The following is a 21,387-nucleotide window of genomic DNA, read 5'->3' as shown; positions in this document are numbered from 1 at the left end:
CGCATCTCGATGCGGCGCTGACGGAAGCCAATGATCGGCCCTGACGAGGGTTCGGACAGATGAAGCGAGCAAGAAAATGAACGGATCGCGATCAAATTCCCCACGGCACTCCGACAGGGCGTCGCTCGATGCGCTGAACCGCACCATCGAAGGTCTGGAAGCGAGGATCGAGGGTTTGATGGGCGCGAGCGCTCGCGACCAGCGCCAGCGCGCCCCGTCGCCGGAGCGCGAGGCCTACGCTGATCCCTATGCCGGCCGCGCACCCTATGGCGCTGAAGCCCGGCCGGATCCTTTCGCCGAAATTCGCCAGCGCCAGCGCGTTCTGGAGGCAAGCCGGGAACGCCCTGTAGTGCACGAGCCCGTATCACATACGCGCGAGCAGCCGGCCCCATCGCGCGCGCCGCTTCCGGTTGCCGAACGCGCCCTGCGTCCGGCCGATCCAAAGCCGGCCTATCGCGCCGCAGACGACACCATGACCGAGATCGCTCAGGCGCTCGTCAATCTTCGTCAGGACCTGAAACGCGACATCTCCGATGGTGTGACGCGGGAAATGAACGCGCTGCGCGAGGAGATCCGCAGCATCAAGGTCGGTGCCGAAGACCGCCGTTTCGCCGATGACATTCGCGCCGATATGGGCCGTCTCGCCAGCAGCATCGACCAGCTTGCCGGTCGCTCCAATGCGCCCGAAGCGCAAGGGTTGCGCGGCGAGTTCGAAGAGCTGCGCTCGCTGATGGACGGGCTCGCGCGGGAAGATTCAATCCGCCATATGGAGACGCGCTGGGACGGCTTCGAGAACCAGCTGCATGCGCTCGATACGGCGGGCCTGCAGGAAGAGCTGGTGGCGCTTGCCTACCGGCTCGACGACATCAAGCGCCATATCGGCGGCTTGGGCGAAAGCCCGGCCGTGCGGGCGCTGGAAGACAAGCTTCTCTCTATCGCGACGGCGATGGAGCAGTTTGGCACGATGATCCAGCCGCATGATCGGGCGATGGCCGAGCAGTTTGCGGCGGTCGATAGCCGGCTCGACGAAATCAGCCGCGCCATTGCGGCAACCGGCCGCGCTGCCACCAGCGGCGATCCCGCCATGATGCATCGCCTCGAAGGCCGCCTGAACGCCTTGGGCGAGCAGATCGACATGATGGGCCATAGCGTCGCGAGCCGCGCAGTTCCGACCGATGCCATGGCGGATCGGCTCGAAACGCTGACGCTGCGCGTCGAGGAACTCGCCAACGCCGAGGCCGCCTCGCGCCTCGACGAACGCCTGGAGCATCTGTCCTACCTGCTCGAGCGAAGCCACAAGGCCGCGCCGCAACCGGAACTGACCGGCGCGCTTGCCGACATCTCGCGCAAGATCGATGCGCTCGAGGTCGGCTCGGTCAACGATGCGCTGGCGCAGCGCCTGGACTATCTCGCACGCCGCATCGACGAAATGGATTTCCAGCCGCTTCAACCTGTCGCCGCTCCCGCGGACGATAGCGCCATCCGTCGCATCGAAAGCCGGCTCGGCGATATCGCCGCACGCCTTGAGGAAAGCACCGCCGCGCCGGCGGCCGATTCCTATGCGCTGAAGAACCTTGAAGACCAGATCGCAAACCTCTCGGCCCTGATGAGCGAGCCGCGGCCCGCAGCCGAGTTGCCGCTGGATTTCGACCGCCGCATGGGTGCGATCGAAGACTACATGGCGACCAGCGACGAATATATCATCGAGGCCGCCCGCCAGGCGGCGGAAGCGGTGGTCGAAGCCTATGCGAGAAGCGGCGTCTTCCAGGGCGGTGCGCCGGCCGCAGCCGACATCTCTGCGCTCACTGCGCTTGCCGAAGATCTCCGCCAGCTTGAGGACCTCAGCCGCAGCAGCGAGGAGCGCACGCACAAGACCTTCCAGGCCCTGCACGAAACACTGGTCCAGATCGCCGAGCGATTGGACACGATGGAAGATCGCGCCGCCGCAAGGCCTGCGCCGAGAATGCCGAGCGCCGATGTCGATTTCGCGGTCGATACCTACGCGATGATGCAGGCCGGTACCGAGGACGCGCAGAGACCGGCGGTGTTCGGAACCCGCGCCCCTGCAGGCCGCCAGCCAGAGGTCACCGAGCAAGCGCTGGCCATACCGGTTATGGCTGCGACCGATACCAGCGTGGTCGCCATTGAGGCGGCGACGAAGCCTGTCGCATCCGCCGATGCCTCAAAGAGCAGCCTCCTTGCGAGCCTCGGCAAGCGTCTGCTGCCAAGCAAAAAGGTGAAGGCGGAAACCACTGCCGCCGAGCGCACTGTGATCGATCCGGCTCCATCCATCGATCCCGTCGATGTGATGCCGCCCGAAGCCGCCAATGAGCCACTGGAGCCGGGCTCGGGTGCGCCCGATGTCAAGAAAATCCTGGAACGCGTGCGCGCCAGCCAGAACGCTGCGCGAACGAACGCCAAGCCCGCAACGGAAAACGAGCGCGCCGACTACATTGCCGCCGCCCGCCGCGCCGCGCAGGCCGCGGCAATGGAGACCGAACCCGGCGCCAAGCCGCAGCCCGCCAAAGCCGACAAGAAGGCAAAGGTTAAGGATTCGACCAAGGGAGGCGCCTTCTCGCGCTTCCGCCGTCCGATCCTGCTTGCCGTCGGCGCCGTGCTTCTGGCGATCATGGCGTTTCCGCTCGCACGCACGCTGACGAGCGGTCAGCCGGCGCCGTCCGCCGAAGTTGCCGTGCTGACGGATACATCAAGCAATTCGCTGCCGCCCGACAGCGAAACCGCGCCGGACCAAGTCGCTGCAATCGCTCCGGAAGTCCCGGCTGCAGCGGCCCCTGTCGCGCCGATGACGAGCAGCGATCAGGCACCCGCACCGGCAGCACCCGACCATCTGACTGCGACCGCGCCGCTGAACGGTGATGCGGCGGCGCCGCTTGCGCCTTCCGGCGCTCCTCAGGACGCCTCCGGTTTCGTTGCCAAGGATACTGCGCCGGTTGCGGCTGGAGTGGCCACCACACCGACCGCGGAAACGGCAAGCATTGCCGTCCCGGATACGGTGCAGCCGAAGTCACTCGCCGATGCAGCCAAGAGCGGCGATCCGCTGGCACTCTTCGAAATTGGTGCCCGCTATAGCGAGGGCCGTGCCGGTGTCGCCGTCGATGCGAAGGAAGCGGCAAATTGGTATCAGCTCGCCGCAAACAAGGGCTTCGCGCCGGCCGAATATCGTCTCGGCAACATTTACGAGAAGGGCACGGGCGTCGGACGCGATATCGCCAAGGCGACGCAATATTACGAACAGGCCGCCAACCAGGGCAATGCCAGTGCGATGCACAATCTCGCCGTGCTCTACGCGTCCGGTGCGCTCGGCCAGCAGGACTACAAGGTGGCGGCGGACTGGTTCATCAAGGCGGCCGACCTCGGCGTTACCGACAGCCAGTTCAATCTGGCGATCCTCTGCGCTCGCGGCAATGGGGTCACGCAGGATCTGACCGAATCCTACAAGTGGTTCGCGGTTGCGGCCAAGGGCGGTGACAAGGACGCGGCACAGAAGCGCGACGAAGTTGCCAACGCGATGAAGCCGGACCAGCTGGAAAAGGCGCGTGCCAAGGCAGACCTCTGGAAGGCCGCGCCGCTCGACAGCAAGGCGAACGGCGTCGACGTTCCGGATGAATGGGTCGGCAATGCCACCAAGACCTCGACGGTCGACATGAAGAGAGCGATCCGCAACATCCAGGCGATTCTCAACAACAACGGCTTCGACGCCGGCCAGCCGGACGGCGAGATGGGCGCGAAGACCGTTGCGGCGATCAAGAGCTTCCAGAAGTCGATCGGCCAGGAGCCGAGCGGCAAGATCAACGATGTTACGGTGAAGGCCCTCTTGGATCGCAACAAGGGCCCGGCCACGAAAGTCTGATTGCGGCGCCCTCCCGGTCTTCCGTGCGCTTACGGGCGATCGATAAAAATGCGCGCCGTGGTGTGTGCAGGTCCGTGCAAGCTTCGCCGAATATTTTTGAGCAGAGCCCGGACTCAGTTGTGCGGGCTCAGAGGTAGTGCGGTTGTATCTATCGCAGCTCAAGAAGAAATTTCGCATTGCGCGCGTATTCTTCGGAAAATGTTATTTGCGAAATATTGCAACTGTGATTCTTCTTGCTGTGTAAGCGCTCTGCGTATCGTGATTCGGTGAATGTCGTTGATGCTGAATGATTTGGCGGAGATTCCGAATGATAAGTCTTGATATTGAAAGCTGGGCGCTGACGCGAGCTCACCATATCGTCCTGAACGAAGGATTGAATCTTGCGAAGGCGGCGCAGGATCTGGATCGCAAGCGCTCGCGCACACTGGTTTACGAGCTTCAGAAGGTCATAGCCGCCGCAATCCTCGAAGCGCATGCAGCCAATGTCAGTTCCAATGGGGCGCAGGCCGTCCAGGGAACCTGATACCGCGTTGCTCTATGTACTGTAGCCTCCGGCTTAGGGGCCACCCCGCGATTGCTCGCGTCCTTTAGCAGATATCCATAAGCTACTTGCTTCAGGCCGATCGGCGCCATAGCCGGCCTATGCCTTGCCAGTTTCCGTGTCGAGGGTTTCGATCACTCTGGTCATGACGGCCAGGGCTGCCTCCATCTCTGCGACGGCAAATGACTGCCCGAGCCTGTCGGCCCACTCCGCCTGCGCTGTCTCGATCGCGGCGAGGCGGGATTCGCCTTCCTCCGTCAATTTTACCAGTTTGGCGCGCTGATGCTGCGGGTTATCGACATAGCTGATCAGCCCGTCGCCTTCGAGTGCATCCGCCAGCCGTTGCACGCCCTGTCGGGCGACCCCGAGCAGGCGCGCAATCTGCGCGACGGAATGCGCGCCACTTCGCGCACCGGCAAGTACCTGCCAGCGGGCGCTCGTCTGTCCGGCGGGCTTCGCCAACTCGTCGCCGGCGGCGGTCAACCGGCCTGCGAGCCGCAGCGCAGCGATGGTGAACAGCGAGAAGGCATCGCCTTCGGCGGTCCGTCTCGGGCGGTTTTGTTTGACAATATGTTGTCGTATTGGTATTTCATCGGTCATGACAACATATTGTCATGACGATTGACCCTTGCAAAGGGCGGAGGAGGAAATCCATGAAGAAAACCTACACGGGCAGCTGCCATTGCGGCAAAATCCGCTACGAGGTCGATGCCGATCTCCAGGCCGGCACCGGCCGCTGCAATTGCACCGTCTGCGGCAAGCGGCGCTATTGGGGCGCGGTCGTGAAGCCCGAGGATTTCCGTCTGCTGTGCGAGGAGACGGCGGCCGCTGACTATCAGTTCGCAACGATGAGCGGCCATCACCGCTTCTGCCCGACATGCGGCCTTCATGCCTATGGGCATGGTCAAATTCCAGAGATTGGCGGAGACTATGTTTCGATCAACATCGCCTGCCTTGATGACATATCGCCCGAAGAGCTTGCGGCTCTGCCGGTTCGCTATATGGACGGGCGTCACGACAACTGGTGGAACGAACCCGCGGTGACGAGCTACCTTTAACTCAGACCGGCAGCCGCGCAGCGCTACTGCGTTCGGCGACTTGCGATCCCGGGGTCCTGACGACGGACGGGAATGTCACTCCGCCGCTGCACGCTTCTGAGCGGAAATCTGTGTAATGTAGGCCCTCAGCGCCGCCGGGCGGACCGGTTTGTGCTGGAGGCCGATGCCGTGCCGCTCGACTTCGGCGCGGACTTCCGGCGTGCGATCCGCGGTGACGATCAGCGCTGGAATGAACGCCATGAACCGCTCTCGGAGCGTCAGGATGGCCGAAACGCCGGTGCCGTCGCCAAGGTGATAGTCCGCGATAACAAGGTCGGGCGGCGCCTGGCGCGCATCGAGTGCGTCGACCTCTGCCAGCGAGCCCAGGCATCGAACTTCGCAGCCCCAGCCGCTGATCAGGAGCTGCATACCTTCCAAAATATGCAGTTCGTTGTCGACGCAGAGGACCTTCAGCCCCTTGAGGTTCTGCGCTGAATGTTCCACCGTTTGAGCAACACCCAACCGCTCGGGAAGTCGCGACGCGTCGCGCGGCATGATGATGCGGAAATCCGTGCCCTTGCCGTGTGTCGAGTGCAATTCCACCGGATGGTTGAGGACGCGCGCGATGCGATCGACGATTGAAAGGCCAAGGCCGAGCCCCGAGGCTGTTTTGGCGCCTTCGTCGAGGCGGGCGAATTCCTTGAAGACGGTCCGGAACTTCGACGGCGGAATTCCGATCCCCGAATCCATCACCTGAATGACGACCTGGTGTCCGCGCCGGCGCGCACCGACCAGCACCTTGCCGTCGATCGTGTATTTGATCGCGTTGGAGACCAGATTTTGCACGAGGCGGCGCAGCAGGTTGGGGTCGGAGCGAACCCGCAGCGAGGTCGGCATCACCACCAGCTTCAGCCTTTTCTCGCGGGCGATCGGTGCGAAATCGGTCTGGATACGCTCCAGCAGATCGGAGAGGGGCACGGAGGCGAGGCGTGGCCGCATGGCCCCGGTATCGAGCCGCGAAATATCGAGCACGGCGCCAAGGATGGTCTCGACCGATTCCAGCGCGGAATCGATATTGCGGACGATGGCGCTGCTTTCCGATTGGCCCATGCGCTCGACCAGCGCCGAGGAATAGAGCCGGGCGGCATTGAGCGGTTGCAGGATGTCGTGGCCGGCGGCGGCGAAGAACCGTGTCTTGCCGAGATTGGCCTCGTCAGCCGCAGCCCGCGCCTCGCCGAGTTCGTGGTTGACGCGGGTGAGCTCTGCCGTGCGCTCGACGACGCGCTGTTCCAGCGTTTCATTCGCCTGCTTCAATGCCCGGTCGGCGGCGACCCGCTGGGTGATGTCGGTGAAAGTCGCAACGATGCCCTTATCAGGCATGGCATTGGATCGCACTTCGATGATGCGCTCGCCACCGCCAAGCACCAGCGCGAAGGGCTTGTCCAGCGTCAGGAAATGCCGGACTGTCTGGTTGACGTCGCCGGCCGCAATGTCGCCGCGCTGGCTGAGGATCGCCACGATGTCGGCCAGCGGGAAGCCGACTTGTCCAGTATTCTCCGGCAGATCAAGCAATTGCCGGAAACGCCGGTTCCAGATCGTCAGGTTGTTCGAGCTGTCGAACACCGCGATGCCCTGGTCCATCTGCGAAAGCGCAGTCTGCAGCATGTCCTGGTTATATTGCAGTGCCTCGCTCGCCTGGTCGAGCAGCCAGGCGGTATCGGCGGAGGCGTCCTCCACCTTCTGGAGGATCAGCGACAAGACGAGCCGGGCGGACGAGGACCCGATGGCGCTGCCGAGCAGCTGTTCGGTAAAGTGGATCAGCGCCATGTCGGCCGGCTGATCATCTTCCAGATCGCGGCCAGAATTTTGCTGATAGGTCTGGAACGAGCGCTCCATGCGCTCTTCGCCAAGATAGCGGGAGACCGTCGCCTTCAAATCGCCGACGCTGATACGGGTCTTCCAGCCGCGCGTGGCAAACTGCGAGCGGGATTGCCGCTTGACGAAGATTCCGGCCTGGATGCGTTCGAGCGGTCGTGCATTACGGGTCACCGAACCGATAATGAAGAAGGCCGTGTTGACAAGCAGGCTCATCACCGTGGCGTTGACCAGCGGATCGGCAGCGTTGCCAGTGAAGATCGTCGTACCCGGAAAGATGAAGCCGAGAACGGCGCTTGCGACGCCCGAATAGTCCGGCCCGCCAAGCGAAGGCAGGAACAGCAGGTAGACCCAGATCACGAAACCCGACGTGAGCCCCAGGATGGCGCCGCGTGCATTGGCCCGCCGCCAGACCAGGCCGCCGAACAGGGCAGGGGCCATCTGCGCAATCGCGGCGAAGGAGAGCAAGCCGATCGAGGCGAGCCCCGCTGTGCTGTCGGTTGAGCGATAATAGGCGTAGCCGAGCAGCAGCACGGCGAAGATCGCGCTGCGCCGTATGTTGAGCAGCGTCTTGGCGAAGTCGCTGCGCTGCCCTGTGCGATCGGTCAGCTTCCGGTGCAGGAAGATCGGCATGATGATGTCGTTCGACACCATGATCGAGAGCGCGACGGACGCGACGATCACCATGGCCGTCGCCGCCGAAAAGCCGCCGATGAAGGTAATCAGCGAGACGACGGGCATCGGCCCCGCGAGCGGTAGCGAAAGCACGTAGAGGTCGGCACTGCCGCTGCCGCCGAAGGTCAGCAGGCCACCGATTGCCACCGGCAGTACGAAGAGATTGATGACTATCAGATAGAGAGGGAAGAGGAAGCCGGCGAGCCGAAGTTCCCGTGCGGTTCTGTTCTCGACAACCGTGACGTGGAATTGTCGCGGCAGCATGATGATCGCGAAGGCCGATAGCAGCGTCAGCGCGATCCAGCGGCTGATCGGCGTCTTGTAGTGCACAGCCGAGAGCACAAGCTGGTTTTCGCTCGCCTTTTGCCAGAGGTCGAGAGGACCGTCGAACAGGAACCAGATCACGCAGATGCCGGCCGTGAGAAAGGCAAAAAGCTTGACCACGGACTCCATGGCGACGGCGAGGATCAATCCATCCTGGTGCTCCGTCGCATCCGTATGGCGTGTGCCGAACATGATTGCGAAGCAGGCCAGCACGAGCGTCACGAGCAGCGGCAGGTCGAGAAAATAGAGATTGCCGCTGCCGATGCCGTAGTCCGACGGGTTGAGCATCGCCGTCATGGTGCTCGACACCGATTTCAGCTGCAGCGCGATATAGGGGATGGCGCCGACCAGCGAGATCAGCGCCACGATGGTCGCGACCGCGGGGTTCTTGCCGTAGCGCGCGGAAATGAAATCGGCAACCGACGTCAGCTTCTCGGCTTTGGCAAGCTCGGTGATCCGTCGCAGCACGGGCATGCCGAGCGTGAAGACGAGGATGGGGCCGATATAGATGCCGAGGAATTCCAGCCCGCGCTGCGATGCCAGCCCGACGCTGCCGAAATAGGTCCAGGATGTGCAGTAGATCGCGAGGCTGAGCGCATAGACGGCCGGGCGGCCGCCGGCCGGCGTACCGAACATTCGCCGTCTGCGGTCGCCATGGCTCGCCACTGCGAAAAGCAGGAGCAGATAGCCGAACGCGGATGCAATTATGACCCAACCTGGCAGCATCGAACCTCCACCGGCACCACGCGCCGGTCCTCACGGAGCACCAAGACTAAGGCAATTCCCAAAGTTTGAACATCGGGCGGGCTCTAGGCCTTAAGTCAAAGACGTTCGAAGGCTGTCGATAATTGATTATCGCCAATTGATTAATTGCATCGAAGATGTAGCTAATGAAAACAATGACCTGTCAATGAGACTGCATCAGAGGGAGACGGATCGGATGCTCAGTGAGTTCAAAGCATTTATCGCCCGCGGCAACGTCATGGACCTTGCTGTCGGTGTCATCATCGGCGGTGCCTTTGGCGGTATCGTGAAGTCGCTGGTCGACGATGTGATCATGCCGATCGTCGGCGCCGTCTTTGGCGGCTTCGACTTTTCGAACTACTTCATCGGCCTGTCCTCCAATGTCAACGCGCAGACCCTGGCCGCCGCTCGCCAGCAGGGAGCGGTGCTCGCTTATGGCAGCTTCATCACGGTTCTCATCAACTTCCTCATCCTTGCCTGGATCATCTTCCTGATGGTCAAGGGCGTGAATACGCTGCAGAAGCAGGTCGACAAGCAGCTGAAGATCAAGCAGGCGAAGGAGGAGGCCGCTGCGCCGCCGGCCGATGTCGCGTTGCTGACGGAAATCCGCGACCTGCTGGCCAAGCGCCCGGCATGAGTTGAGGATCGATCCTACCGTTTCGGCGGGATCAATCATCACAGAAATCGATGCGGCTTCACCGATTGTCATGAGATTTCCGGCCGTCTTTGCTTTATGTAGGCGCAAACCGGAGTGATGCATGTCGATTGTCAGCAGCCTTAGCCCGCGCGCCGTTATGGCACCTGAAAGCGGGATCGTCGAAGTCGTCAACTATGCCCGTGGCCGCGATGGCCTTCTGCCGCTTTGGGTCGGCGAGGGCGATCTGCCGACGCCGGAGTTCATCAACAAGGCGGCAATTGACGCGCTTGCGGGCGGCGAGACCTTCTATACCTACCAGCGCGGCATTCCCGAACTGCGTCAGGCGCTCTCGGACTACTACGCCAGGCATTTCGACGTGACCCTGCCGGTCGAGCATTTTTACGTCACCGGTTCCGGCATGCAGGCGATCCAGATCTCCGTGCAGGCATTGACTTCGCCAGGTGACGAGCTCGTCTATCTGACGCCCGCCTGGCCGAACATAGCGGCCGCCCTGGAAATTGCCGGCGCCCGTTCGGTCGGCGTGCAGCTGACGTTCGAGGGCGGCAGGTGGTCAGTCGATCTCGATCTTATCGCGGCGGCGATCACGCCGAGGACGAAGGGGCTGTTCATCAACACGCCGTCCAACCCGACCGGCTGGACAGCAACCAGGGACGATCTGGCAGATATCCTCGCGCTCGCGCGCAAGCATGACCTCTGGATCATGGCTGACGAGATCTACGCGCGCTATTACTTTGCCGGCGGTCGCGCGCCGTCTTTCCTCGACATTATGGAGCCGGACGACAAGGTCATGTTCGTCAACTCCTTCTCGAAGAACTGGTCGATGACCGGCTGGCGCGTCGGCTGGATCGTTGCCCCACCGCAGACCGGCCAGGTGCTCGAGAACCTCATCCAGTATTCGACCTCGGGCGTGGCGCAGTTCATGCAACGGGGGGCGGTCGCCGCCTTGAACGACGGCGACGCGTTCGTGCAGTCCAACATTGAAAAGGCCAGGCGTTCCCGCGACATCCTTTGCGACGCGCTGATTGCGACGAACCGCGTCGAAACGCTGAAGCCGGATGGCGCGCTCTACGCCTTTCTGAAGATCGATGGGGTGACCGACAGCCGCAAGGCAGCGATCGACATTGTCGACAAGACAGGTGTCGGGCTAGCGCCGGGTGCGGCCTTCGGCCCGGGCGGCGAGCTCTTCCTGCGCGCCTGCTTCCTGCGCGATCCGGCCCAGATCCGGATGGCGGCGGACAGGTTGTGCGATTACATCCTGAAGCTTTAGTGCGGTCCGGTGCCCGGCTCCATTGGGAGTTTGCGCGATTGTGCGCCAAAGCCACCACGCGAACTCAGAGGATCCGATAGAGGCGTCTGTCCCAACAGCGGTCATCGCATCAACCCTAATCGCATCTGTTTCGCCAAATTCTGCAGTTGATCTCGCATCCATCGATGCGCCGACGTTCCAGCATGCCTCGAATGGAAGAAAACGCGCAGGGTGTAAGGCGCAACTTCGAATGGTGCCGGAAATATTCTCAGAGATGCCGCCTCCGCCATCTGCATCGCCGCAAGCTTGGGCAGCGTTATCAGATGATCGGTTCTCCCGACGATGAACGGTGCCGCCAAGAGGCTTGGAAGCTCGACGACAACCTCCCGACGGTATCCTTGGCGGAGTAGCGCCGCGTTCACGACGCTGGACGATTCGCTCCACGGTGTGACGACGACATGCTTTTCTCGTAGATAATCCTCTAAGGACAGCGTCTCCTCGATCCTGCTATGAGCCTGCCGCGCCGCCACGACATAGTCGTCCCCGAAACAGTCGAAGGCCTCGACGCCTTCGGCTCGCAATGCATCCTCTGAAAATCCGAGTGAGAAATCGACGCGGCCTGCGGATAGATCGTCAAAGGCCTGGGCTCGCGTCGAATAGACGACCTTGGTTCGCAGATCCGGCGCAGCCTTGTCCAATAATGCGATCAGGCGCGGAAGGACAGCAAAGGCGGTAAAATCTGTGGCAGCAAAAATGAAGGTTTGAGCACTCGTCGCCGGGTCGAACATCTGTGCTCCAGCCAGTCCATCGGAGAGGATCCGCAGGGCTTCCCGAACGCTCTCAGCCAGTTCAACCGCATAGGTCGTCGGCTGCATAGCATTTCCAAATCGGACAAAGAGTTCGTCCGACAACGCGGTGCGCAATCGTCCAAGCGCGTGGCTGAATGCCGATGGGCTCATGCCAATCTCGTCGGCAGCAGCGAGGACGCTCCGATTCCGGATCAGGGCGTCGAAGGCGATGAGAAGATTGAGGTCTAGTCGACGCAGGGCAGAATGCATGTGTTACATTATGGCATGCAAACAATGCAGCGCAAGCATGGATGCGCTGTGATTTAGGCTCGCGACACCACAAGGATTAGCCAGTGACCACTTTATGTTTCCGCCAACCAGCACCTGATGACGCCCTCCGATGCTTTCAAATCGAAACCTCGGCTTACGAAGGCGACGAAGCCGCGCCATTAGAAAGGATCGTCAAACGAATTGCGGAGTACCCTCGGGGGTTTCTTATCCTGGAAGCCGACGAAGAAATCGTTGGTTTCATCAACAGCGGCTGCGCGTTCCACGTCGTGATGTCCGACGAAGAGTTTAAGGAACTGGTTGGTCATGATCCTGAAGCTCCGAACGTTGTTATCATGTCCGTCGTCGTTGATCCGTCCGCGCAGGGAAAGGGCTATTCGAAGCTCCTCATGCAGCGCTTCATCGAACAGATGAGGGAGGTGGGGAAGGAGACGATCCACCTCATGTGTAAGGACAAGTATGTGTCGCTTTACGCGAAAATGGGCTACCGCTACATCAAGCCCTCCGCGTCAGATCATGGCGGCATGGCCTGGCACGAGATGGTCATGGAGTTGTGAGAGCAGGTCCGCTTCGGGCCCGATTGCAGATGAATGTATCGCCGGGAAGCATGAGCTGCGCGTACGGAGCACGCCTAGAATGACCGCGAGGACGGCGTCCTGCGCTGAATACCTCGTCGTCTCGTCGAGGCGTTCCGAACGACGGTGACGTCGTTCTGCTATACAGCTTGGGCATGTTTGGTGTAGCAATTCCCTTAGGGGTTTAGTGAGGGGGGCGTCTTGGTGAGGAAGATAATTTCCCTCGTTTTGGGCACGGTTCTGGTGGTCGCCGGGATCTACGGTCTTCTGTACCTGCTGTTCTTCACCGTCTATCCCGTTAGAATCCTGTATTATCTCGTTCCCGGCGGACTACTTGTCATTGGGCTTGTGATCCTGTGGGAAGACCTTACGGAATTCCTTCGACGGCGCTGAGGGCGTCAGCGACCCGCCACCGGTTCGTTCGTCATTGGCAAAAAGTGACTTGTCGTCTGCGATCGTCGGGTGTAATTGGCGATTATCGCGCAAAGCGGCCGCTTCCCTTGATCCGTCAACAGCGGAGTAAACAGGTGGACGAATAGTCGTCCAGGTGGCCGAGTACACGCCAGCCATGCGCTTTTGAAGCATGGTTCGGCCAGCGTTTTCCAAAAAGCAATGCCTGACGTCGCGTCAGGCCCAACCACCGCAAGCCTCAGGCGCCTCGCGGCGACGCTGCACGCTTGCGTCGATCGGAACACGCCCATGAACAGACCACTCATTATCATCTTTACCGCCATTGTCCTCGATGCCGTCGGCATCGGCCTCATCTTTCCGATTCTGCCTTCGTTGCTGCAGGAGGTCACTCATTCCAGGGACGTGGCGCCCTACATAGGCACAATGACCGCTCTCTACGCGGTCATGCAGTTCATTTTTGCGCCGGTGCTTGGCGCCCTTAGCGATAGGCTCGGCCGTCGACCGGTGCTGCTGATTTCCCTTGCTGGCGCAGCCATCAACTACTCGTTCCTGGCGTTTGCATCCAATCTCTGGATGCTGCTGCTCGGCCGCGCGATCGCGGGCCTGACAAGCGCCAACATGTCCGTGGCTACCGCCTACATCACCGACATTTCTCCTGAACACATGCGCGCCCGTCGCTTCGGCTTGTTCAACGCCATGTTCGGCATCGGCTTCATCATCGGTCCTATCCTCGGCGGTGCCCTTGGCGACCATTGGCTGCGGCTGCCGTTCATCGCGGCGGCGGTGCTGAACGCCTGCAATCTCCTGCTGGCGTTCTTGGTGCTACCGGAGTCACACATGCCGACCCGCGAGAAGATCGACTTGAGCGCACTCAATCCCCTTCGACCACTGCGCTGGGCGTTTTCGGTGAGGAGCGTGTTGCCCATCATCTTCATCTTTCTCGTCTTCAGCGCCACCGGGGAGGCCTACGGCACATGCTGGGCCCTCTGGGGTAGCGACACATTCCAATGGAACGGGCTTTGGATTGGCCTTTCACTCGGCACCTTCGGCGTCTGCCAGACGCTCGCCCAGGCGTTCCTCCCGGGGCCAATCGTGAAGCTGGTCGGTGAACGCGCCGCCGTTCTGACGGGCGTTGCCGGCGTCTGCATTGCACTGATCGTCATGGCTTTCGCGACCCAAAGCTGGATGATCTTCGCGATCATGCCGGTTTTCGCTCTCGGCGGCATTGGCGTGCCGGCTTTGCAATCGCTGGCGACCCGGCAGGTCGACGAGAGCCAGCAAGGCCAGTTCCAGGGCGTGCTGGCATCCGCCGTGAGTCTGGCGTCGATCGTTGGGCCGCTGGCTTTCTCGAGCTTCTACTTCGTCGTCAGAGAGCAATGGCCCGGTGCCATCTGGCTATCGGTCGTCGTCGTTTACGCGATCAGTGTGCCGATGGTTCTCGGCTTGCGCCTCAAGACACCGGCGGCAGCCTCGGCAATCGAGAGCGTCGGCGTCTGAAGACGGCGCGTCGATAAGATTTACCAGTGCCGAAGTCTCAGAGTTTGCGGAAGCCGACACCACAAAACTGCCGGAGGAGGCTTCATTCCGTCCGGCTTTCGCGGTCCGCCGCGTCGAGCGCTTTCACGCTGACGGCCGCGACCAGGCCAGTCAGGACGATGCCGGAAAAGCCGATCACCAACGCCAGTATCCGCGCCAAGGTATGCTTCGGCGCAAGATCACCGTAGCCGATCGTCAGTCCCGTGACGAAAGTGAAATACACCGTTTCACCGAATCGCCAGTCTTCGATCTGGCCGATGACCGCGCCGAAGCCAATCATGATGACAAGAATCCCGGAGATGACTGGCCATAATATGCGAACCTGCTGGAACAGCGCGGCAAAGAACAGTCGTCTCATTCGCTTCGATTGAACCCTGGAGCTTTCCGCCATGCCTTCTCCCTCTCAGTTCGTATGGTGCGTCGCCATGCCTCCCTTGCAGTGCTGTCGAACCGCATGCCCGAGGTCCGAGGCGCGGATGACCACGCACCTGGCGTCTTATGCCAGTTGCTCAGTGCGCATACATCAAGACGGATTTGCAGGAGGCAAGACAAACAACGTGAATGCAAAAATGGCATAGAGCGCAAGGGCCATGACCCCGGCATACCATGCTCCACGCCCGCCATTGGACAAGAGGGTTGCTGCTATCGTGGCAACGATCATCATCGTGACCGCGCCCCGCCAAAACTGAAGGGTCATCGGTTCTGGGCCGACGAAATAGCTGACGAGCACCAGGACCGGCGCGACAAAGAGGGCAATCTGGGCTGCACTGCCCAGTGCGATCCCGACGCTGAGATCGAGGCGATTTGCACGGGCGGCCGAAAAGGCGGTGGTCATCTCCGCGGCTGCGCCCACCAAGGCTACGACGATGAAACCGACGAAGGCGGGTGTCATTCCAAGGTGCTCTGCCGCGACTTGTACCGAACTGACGAAGATCTCGCTCACCATCGCGACCAATAGCGTAACGACGATCAACAGGATGACGCTGAGCCCGAGCGGCCAAGGTTTTTCGTCTTCATCCGCGTGGCCGACGCTGGCGAAAAGCTCCCGGTGTGTCCTCAATGAAAACAGCATACCGAGCGCATAGACCACGATGAGAAGAACCGCCAAGCCCAGGCTGAGGTCTTGAGAGACATGCAGGGCAGGAGGCTGGTCCACTTCACTAATCAACGATGGAACCAGAATGGCGATTGTTGCAAGGAATAGAAGACAGGCCTGAAAGCGTGCGTTGATGCGATTGAATTCCTGGACGTGATGCTTGAGACCTCCAAGGAAAAATGCACCTCCGAGCATGAATAGGGTATTGGTCACGATCGCGCCTGCCAGGGACGCCTTGACCAAGAGGTATTGCCCGGCCTGAAGAGCCGCAAGCGAGATCACAAGTTCGGTCAGATTCCCGAGGGTGGCGTTTAGCAGGCCGCCGACAGCGTCTCCGGTCCTGGCGGCAATGGCTTCGGTTGCGCGGCTGAGGAGCGCGGCCAAAGGCACAATCGCCACCACTGAAACGAGGAACAGCAGCGTATGCGCATCGGGCACGATCCGTTCCAGGAGAATAACAACGGGCACGAAAACAATAAGCGCGAGAGCAGGAGATCGACGGATTTCGTCCGCAATGACCCTACCCCCGCCGCGCGATGACGCGGACGAAGGCCTTTCCTCAGAATTACCCATGCCCTTTTCTCCGGGGATCGGAGCGACCCGCGGAGAAGCGTACCACCATTTAGGATTGATGTCGCGGCACTCTTCGCGTCTCGCCGAGGTGAGTTGCGGAAGCAAAACTGAAAGCACAATCCATCGTCATTGACCGACTGATCGTCGACTTTGGGCCCCGGCGGCCGTCATTCGATGATTGGCCTTCTTCGAAAGGCCATGTAAACGGTCCACTGTTGTCCTGAGGAGCTCCAATGTCCAACACCCCCGTCATTTGCGAGGTTCGCTATTACATCGACCCGGATGCGATTAGTGAGTTCAAAAGCTACGCGCGGACTTGGATGAAGCTGATTGAACGTTACGGCGGGACGCACGACGGATACTTCATTTCTCGTCAGGGCCCGGCTGGGGCAGTCTTGGGCTTCCCAGGAGCAGGGAAGGATGAACTTCGTGCGCTTGCTGTTGCGCGATTCACTTTCCTGGATGACGCCGCCTATTTTCTGTATCGCGAAGAGGTTGCCAGAGACGCTGAAGCGATAGAGGCGAATTCAAGATATGGGAAAACCCCGCCATTCAAGAGCTATGAACGCGTGTTTCTGGAACGCCTTGTATGAACGGTGCGGAGATGTCTGTTTTGGGCCATGGGCGGTCACTTTCTTGTTCAAACGGCGGATCGATAAAATTGTAGCAGAGCGCGAAATCGGCCTCTAACCACGCCATCAAACTTACCCGGGCTGAAACCCTGGAAGCCGGATTCGATAGGAGATTCTGTAAGGAAAAGCCGCGCCAGATGCACCCCGCGTAAATGAGGCGGAGATGCAGGACATGGCAATTTTGGTCACGGGCGGGGCGGGCTATATCGGCAGCCACATGGTCTGGACATTGCTGGATGCGGGGGAGGACGTCGTTGTCCTCGACAATCTATCGACTGGCTTTCGCTGGGCGGTCGCTCCGGGTGCGCGTTTCTATCTCGGCGATGTCGCCGATGCCCAGGTTCTCAAGACGATCTTCATCGAGAACGACATCGAAGCGATCATCCACTTTGCCGGTTCGGCGATCGTGCCCGCATCCGTTGCAGATCCGCTTGCCTATTACGACAACAATTCCGGCAAGACGCGGGCGCTGTTGAGCGCTGCGATCAATGTCAACATTCGCCATTTCGTCTTTTCCTCCACGGCTGCCGTCTACGGGCCACAGAACACGTCCGAGCCGGTCAAGGAGACGGCGCCGCTCAATCCCGAGAACCCCTACGGCCAGTCGAAGCTGATGACGGAATTCATGCTGCGGGACGCGGCGGCGGCCTACGACTTCGACTATGTGGCGCTGCGCTACTTCAACGTCGCCGGCGCCGATCCGCTCGGACGCAGCGGTCAATCGACTTCAGGCGCGACGCACCTGATCAAGGTCGCCTGCGAGGCAGCGCTTGGTAAACGCAGCGGCGTTCATGTTTACGGCATCGATTACCCGACTCACGACGGTACCGGCGTGCGCGACTACATCCATGTGAGCGATCTCACCGTGGCTCATCTGAAGGCGCTTCAGCATTTACGCCGTGGAAGCGGCTCGCTCGTCGCCAATTGCGGCTACGGCACCGGCTATTCCGTGCTCGACGTGCTTAACATGGTCACCCGTCTGCGCGGACGCTCCTTCAAGGTTCATATGGCGCCGAGGCGTCCGGGCGACGCCGCAAGCGTTGTCGCAGACTCACGGCTTGCCCAACGCGTTCTGGATTGGAAGCCGACACACGATTCATTGGAGACGATCGTTCAAAGCGCGCTCGACTGGGAAGAGTTTCTGCTCAATCGCAACGCCGACGATCTACAGAGCCTCCACCGGGCGCTCGCCGCCGCGTCGTTCTGAGACCCAATGCAATCCTCGACCTCCGCCGGCGGCCATCGACTATGCCGCCGAGTGCGGTAAGGTGACGTCATGCGGCAATGCCGGTTCACTCCAAGCGAGGTTCCCGAATTGCGGCGAAGCGGTGTCATGGAAGCGAGGAGGTCAGCATGCGGGATGAGGTTCAGCAGAGTGAGGTGATTGTCGAACGGCGCGCCTCGGCCGGTCTCATCCGCCTCAATCGACCGCGTGCGCTGAACAGCCTGACACTCGACATGGTCCGCGCCTTTGCCGCAGCAATGGACGACTTCGCAGCGGACGCCAATGTCGCCACTGTGATCGTATCCGGGGAAGGGGAGCGCGGCTTCTGCGCCGGCGGCGACATTCGCGCACTGCACGAAAGCGGCCGCGCCGGCACCGATCTGGCCATGACTTTCTGGCGCGAAGAGTTTCGCCTGAATCACCGTATCGCGACCTATCCCAAGCCCTATGTCGCTCTGATGGACGGCATCACCATGGGTGGTGGCGTCGGTCTCTCATCGCACGGGCGCCACCGTGTCGTGACCGAACGAACCAAGCTTGCCATGCCGGAAACCGGGATCGGCTATTTCCCGGATGTCGGGGCGACGTGGCTGCTGCCGCGTGCGCCGGGCGAGGCCGGTACGTGGATGGGATTGACGGGACTGACGATCGACGCAGCAGATATCATCTATGCTGGATTGGCCGATCACCACATCGCTTCCTTCCGGCTGCCTGACATCGTCGACACGCTGGCGGAATTGCCGCGAAACGCAGCGCAGCGTGACGTCGAGGCGGTGCTGAAAAACCTTTCCAGCAATCCGGGGACGAGCTCGATCAGAAGCAACCGCGACCTGATCGAACGTTGCTTTCATTTCGGCACAGTCGAGGAAATCATCCATGCGCTGCAAAGGGAGCCCGGCGATTTTGCCGCTGAAACGCTGCGCATCATCGAGACGCGCTCCCCGACCAGTCTTAAGATTGCTCTTCGTCTGCTGCGCCAGGGCCGGCAAAGCAGAAACCTTGCCGAGTGCCTGAACCGCGAACTCGGCGCCTGCCAGCAAATATTGAAAAGCCCGGATTTCTACGAGGGCATCCGCGCCGCCATTATCGACAAGGATCGCAATCCACACTGGATGCCGGCGACACCGGAAGCGGTCGACCAGGCGGCCATTGATGCCTTCTTCCGGCCGGCTGAGCCACCGCTCGCGCTCTAATCTTCAGCGCCACATCCCGCGCATGCGCGCACCGACATCGACGCGCACCTGTCGCGCCTGATGCGAGGCGCTGCCACCGGCTCTGGCCTGCGGCCAGCCGACCACCTCGAAGAACTGCAGCAGCGTTGCCGGGATGAAGCGCGTACGCGAGGCGTAGACATGCCGGTCGCCCTGCGCGTTCTGGCCGTGCGTGAAGAAGCGCTGCGGCACGACGAGGTCGAGATTGTCCTTCGCGCGGGTCATCGCGACGTAGAGAAGTCGCCGTTCTTCCTCGATCTCGGCGCTGGTGCCGACCGCAAGGTCGGACGGGATGCAGCCGTCAACGACATTAAGCATGAACACTCTCGTCCATTCCTGTCCCTTGGCGGAATGGATCGTCGACAGGATCAGATAATCCTCGTCGAGCAGCGGTACGCCGGCTTGGTCGCTCGTCGCATCCGGCGGGTCGAGCGTCAGTTCCGTCAGGAAGCGCTCGCGGGAAGGATAGCCGTTGGCGATCTGCTCCAGTTGCAGCAGGTCAGCCTGGCGGGTCGAGGCGTCCTCGTGCAGGCGTTCGAGATGCGGCGAATACCACTCGCGAACGAGGCCGATCTCCGCCGGCCAGCCGGCCTTGCCTATCTTTACCTCCTGCAGCATCGAAACGAAGGCCGTCCAATCCTCTCCGGAGCGGGGAGGGGCCGGCAGTTCGGCAAGCACCTGCATCGGGCTCGAATCCGCCGCCATCTGGTCGATGACGCGCTGCGCCGTCGAGGGTCCGACGCCCGGGAGCAGTTGCATCAACCGGAAGCCGGCGACGCGGTCGCGCGGATTCTGGGCAAAGCGCAAAGCGGCCAGCATGTCCTTCACATGGGCGCTGTCGAGGAATTTCAGCCCGCCGAATTTCACGAACGGAATGTTGCGGCGGGTCAGCTCGACTTCCAGCGCGCCGCTGTGATGCGATGCGCGGAAAAGCACCGACTGCTGCTTGAGCTTCACGCCTTCCTCGCGGTTCTCCAGCACCTTATCGGCGACGTATCGCGCCTGGTCGGTCTCGTCGCGCACGGTGACAAGCTTTGGACGCTGGGCCGATTGGCGCTCCGTCCAGAGGTTCTTGGTGAAGCGCTCCGAGGCGAGATCGATGACGGCGTTCGCCGCCGCCAGGATCGGCTGCGTCGAGCGGTAGTTGCGATCGAGCGTGATGATGTTTGCGGAGGGGCTGAATGCCGCCGGAAAGTCGAGAATGTTGCGCACAGTGGCCGCACGAAAGGAATAGATCGACTGCGCATCGTCGCCAACGACAGTCAGGCCTTGTCCGCCGGGCTTCAATGCGAGCAGGATCGAGGCCTGCAACCGGTTCGTATCCTGGTATTCATCAACCAGCACATGGTCGAAACGGCTGCCGATATCGTCCGCGATGATCGGCTCGCTGACCATCTGCGCCCAGTAGAGCAGCAGATCGTCATAATCGAGAATGTTCTGGTTCTGCTTGGCTTCGACATAGGCGCCGAAGAGTTCCCGTAGCTGATTTTCCCAGGCCGAGCACCACGGGAACGCGTCGCGCAGAACGAGGCAGAGTTCGCTTTCCGAATTGACGACGCGCGAGTAGATCGCAAGGCAGGTACCTTTCGTCGGAAATCGGCTCTCCATCTTCGAGAAGCCGAGCTCGTGCCGGATGAGGTTCATCAGATCTGCGCTGTCTTCGCGATCATGGATCGTGAAGGCGGGGTCGATGCCGATCTGCTCCGCGTAGTCGCGCAGGAGCCGCGCCCCGATCCCGTGAAAGGTGCCGCTCCAGGCGAGGGCATCCGCCATGATGCCGGAATTGCCGCCGAGGACCTGGGCGCAGATGCGCTCGACACGCCGGGCCATCTCGGTGGCCGCGCGCCGCGAAAATGTCATCAGCAGGATCCGGCGTGGATCGGCGCCCTTGACGATGAGATGCGCAACACGGTGCGCGAGGGTGTTCGTCTTGCCCGAACCGGCGCCGGCGATGACCAGCAGTGGACCAGCAACATGGGTGCCCTCAGTGAGCGTGCCGTATTCGACGGCCGCGCGCTGCTGGGGATTGAGCTTTTCAAGATACATTCAGCCGTCCGGTTGCTTCGGCGGAGAATCGCACC

General features: G+C 61.3%; 17 protein-coding genes. 11 read left to right on the top strand and 6 right to left on the bottom strand.

All coding sequences use genetic code 11. The annotated features are described in order from the left end of the window. The first annotated feature begins 76 nt into the window (after nt 1-76). Both ATY79_RS11605 and ATY79_RS11600 read left to right on the top strand, forming a co-directional pair. The gene (locus ATY79_RS11605) at nt 77-3,871 is read left to right on the top strand and encodes an SEL1-like repeat protein (protein ID WP_088703959.1); all 3,795 of its coding nucleotides are present in this window, start codon (nt 77-79) and stop codon (nt 3,869-3,871) included. A 307-nt stretch (nt 3,872-4,178) separates the two neighbouring features. Further along, a complete protein-coding gene (locus tag ATY79_RS11600) occupies nt 4,179-4,394 on the top strand; it encodes a hypothetical protein (protein ID WP_088691314.1) in 216 nt (71 codons plus the stop codon). Between the two features lie 117 nt (nt 4,395-4,511). Here ATY79_RS11600 and ATY79_RS11595 read toward each other — a convergent pair whose 3' ends face one another. Beyond that, nucleotides 4,512-5,012: a MarR family transcriptional regulator gene (locus ATY79_RS11595; RefSeq protein ID WP_088691315.1), complete on the bottom strand. Its 501-nt coding sequence runs from the start codon at nt 5,010-5,012 to the stop codon at nt 4,512-4,514. Nucleotides 5,013-5,065: 53 nt separating this feature from the next. Here ATY79_RS11595 and ATY79_RS11590 point away from each other — a divergent pair, with 53 nt between their 5' ends. After that, nucleotides 5,066-5,470 carry a GFA family protein gene (locus ATY79_RS11590; RefSeq protein ID WP_088691316.1) on the top strand — a complete coding sequence of 135 codons (405 nt, stop codon included), beginning with the start codon at nt 5,066-5,068 and terminating at the stop codon, nt 5,468-5,470. A gap of 75 nt (nt 5,471-5,545) precedes the next feature. On the opposite strand, the gene ATY79_RS11585 is transcribed toward ATY79_RS11590, so the two are convergent. Continuing rightward, nucleotides 5,546-9,049: a PAS-domain containing protein gene (locus ATY79_RS11585; protein ID WP_088703958.1), complete on the bottom strand. Its 3,504-nt coding sequence runs from the start codon at nt 9,047-9,049 to the stop codon at nt 5,546-5,548. A 214-nt stretch (nt 9,050-9,263) separates the two neighbouring features. Here ATY79_RS11585 and mscL point away from each other — a divergent pair, with 214 nt between their 5' ends. Beyond that, the gene (mscL, locus tag ATY79_RS11580) at nt 9,264-9,704 is read left to right on the top strand and encodes a large conductance mechanosensitive channel protein MscL (protein WP_088691318.1); all 441 of its coding nucleotides are present in this window, start codon (nt 9,264-9,266) and stop codon (nt 9,702-9,704) included. Nucleotides 9,705-9,825: 121 nt separating this feature from the next. Continuing rightward, nucleotides 9,826-10,992: a pyridoxal phosphate-dependent aminotransferase gene (locus ATY79_RS11575; protein WP_088703957.1), complete on the top strand. Its 1,167-nt coding sequence runs from the start codon at nt 9,826-9,828 to the stop codon at nt 10,990-10,992. A 101-nt stretch (nt 10,993-11,093) separates the two neighbouring features. Here the strand turns inward: ATY79_RS11575 and ATY79_RS11570 are convergent, their stop codons facing one another. After that, nucleotides 11,094-12,029, bottom strand: coding sequence for a LysR substrate-binding domain-containing protein (locus ATY79_RS11570; RefSeq protein ID WP_088703956.1), 936 nt, complete (start codon nt 12,027-12,029; stop codon nt 11,094-11,096). 83 nt (nt 12,030-12,112) lie between these two features. Between ATY79_RS11570 and ATY79_RS11565 the strand changes: the two genes are divergently transcribed. The 3 genes from ATY79_RS11565 to ATY79_RS11555 all read left to right on the top strand — a co-directional run bounded on the left by ATY79_RS11565 (nt 12,113) and on the right by ATY79_RS11555 (nt 14,530). Continuing rightward, nucleotides 12,113-12,604 carry a GNAT family N-acetyltransferase gene (locus tag ATY79_RS11565; protein ID WP_088703955.1) on the top strand — a complete coding sequence of 164 codons (492 nt, stop codon included), beginning with the start codon at nt 12,113-12,115 and terminating at the stop codon, nt 12,602-12,604. A 222-nt stretch (nt 12,605-12,826) separates the two neighbouring features. After that, a complete protein-coding gene (locus tag ATY79_RS11560) occupies nt 12,827-13,015 on the top strand; it encodes a hypothetical protein (protein ID WP_245306755.1) in 189 nt (62 codons plus the stop codon). Between the two features lie 306 nt (nt 13,016-13,321). After that, complete coding sequence (locus tag ATY79_RS11555) at nt 13,322-14,530, top strand: TCR/Tet family MFS transporter (protein WP_088703954.1); 1,209 nt, start codon at nt 13,322-13,324, stop codon at nt 14,528-14,530. Nucleotides 14,531-14,612: 82 nt separating this feature from the next. Here ATY79_RS11555 and ATY79_RS11550 read toward each other — a convergent pair whose 3' ends face one another. Together ATY79_RS11550 and cax are read right to left on the bottom strand one after the other, a co-directional pair. After that, nucleotides 14,613-14,927 (bottom strand): potassium channel family protein, encoded by a 315-nt coding sequence (locus ATY79_RS11550; RefSeq protein WP_088691502.1) that lies wholly within the window; start codon nt 14,925-14,927, stop codon nt 14,613-14,615. A 165-nt stretch (nt 14,928-15,092) separates the two neighbouring features. Next, on the bottom strand, nt 15,093-16,238 hold the full coding sequence (gene cax / locus ATY79_RS11545) for a calcium/proton exchanger (RefSeq protein WP_088703953.1): 1,146 nt from the start codon (nt 16,236-16,238) through the stop codon (nt 15,093-15,095). A gap of 233 nt (nt 16,239-16,471) precedes the next feature. Here cax and ATY79_RS11540 point away from each other — a divergent pair, with 233 nt between their 5' ends. The 3 genes from ATY79_RS11540 to ATY79_RS11530 all read left to right on the top strand — a co-directional run bounded on the left by ATY79_RS11540 (nt 16,472) and on the right by ATY79_RS11530 (nt 19,288). Then, a complete protein-coding gene (locus ATY79_RS11540; protein WP_088703952.1) occupies nt 16,472-16,831 on the top strand; it encodes an NIPSNAP family protein in 360 nt (119 codons plus the stop codon). A gap of 211 nt (nt 16,832-17,042) precedes the next feature. Further along, entirely contained in the window at nt 17,043-18,077 is a 1,035-nt protein-coding gene (galE, locus tag ATY79_RS11535) for a UDP-glucose 4-epimerase GalE (protein WP_088691503.1), read from the top strand. A gap of 146 nt (nt 18,078-18,223) precedes the next feature. Further along, nucleotides 18,224-19,288, top strand: a complete 1,065-nt coding sequence (locus ATY79_RS11530; RefSeq protein WP_088691325.1) for an enoyl-CoA hydratase/isomerase family protein — start codon at nt 18,224-18,226, stop codon at nt 19,286-19,288. 3 nt (nt 19,289-19,291) lie between these two features. Here ATY79_RS11530 and ATY79_RS11525 read toward each other — a convergent pair whose 3' ends face one another. Then, a complete protein-coding gene (locus tag ATY79_RS11525; protein ID WP_088703951.1) occupies nt 19,292-21,352 on the bottom strand; it encodes an ATP-dependent helicase in 2,061 nt (686 codons plus the stop codon). Nucleotides 21,353-21,387: the final 35 nt, after the last annotated feature.

It is taken from the genome of Rhizobium sp. R693 (assembly GCF_002211315.1).
Taxonomy (GTDB): domain Bacteria; phylum Pseudomonadota; class Alphaproteobacteria; order Rhizobiales; family Rhizobiaceae; genus Rhizobium.
Note: the sequence above shows the minus strand (reverse complement) of the source record. Positions and strands in the feature narration are given on the sequence as shown.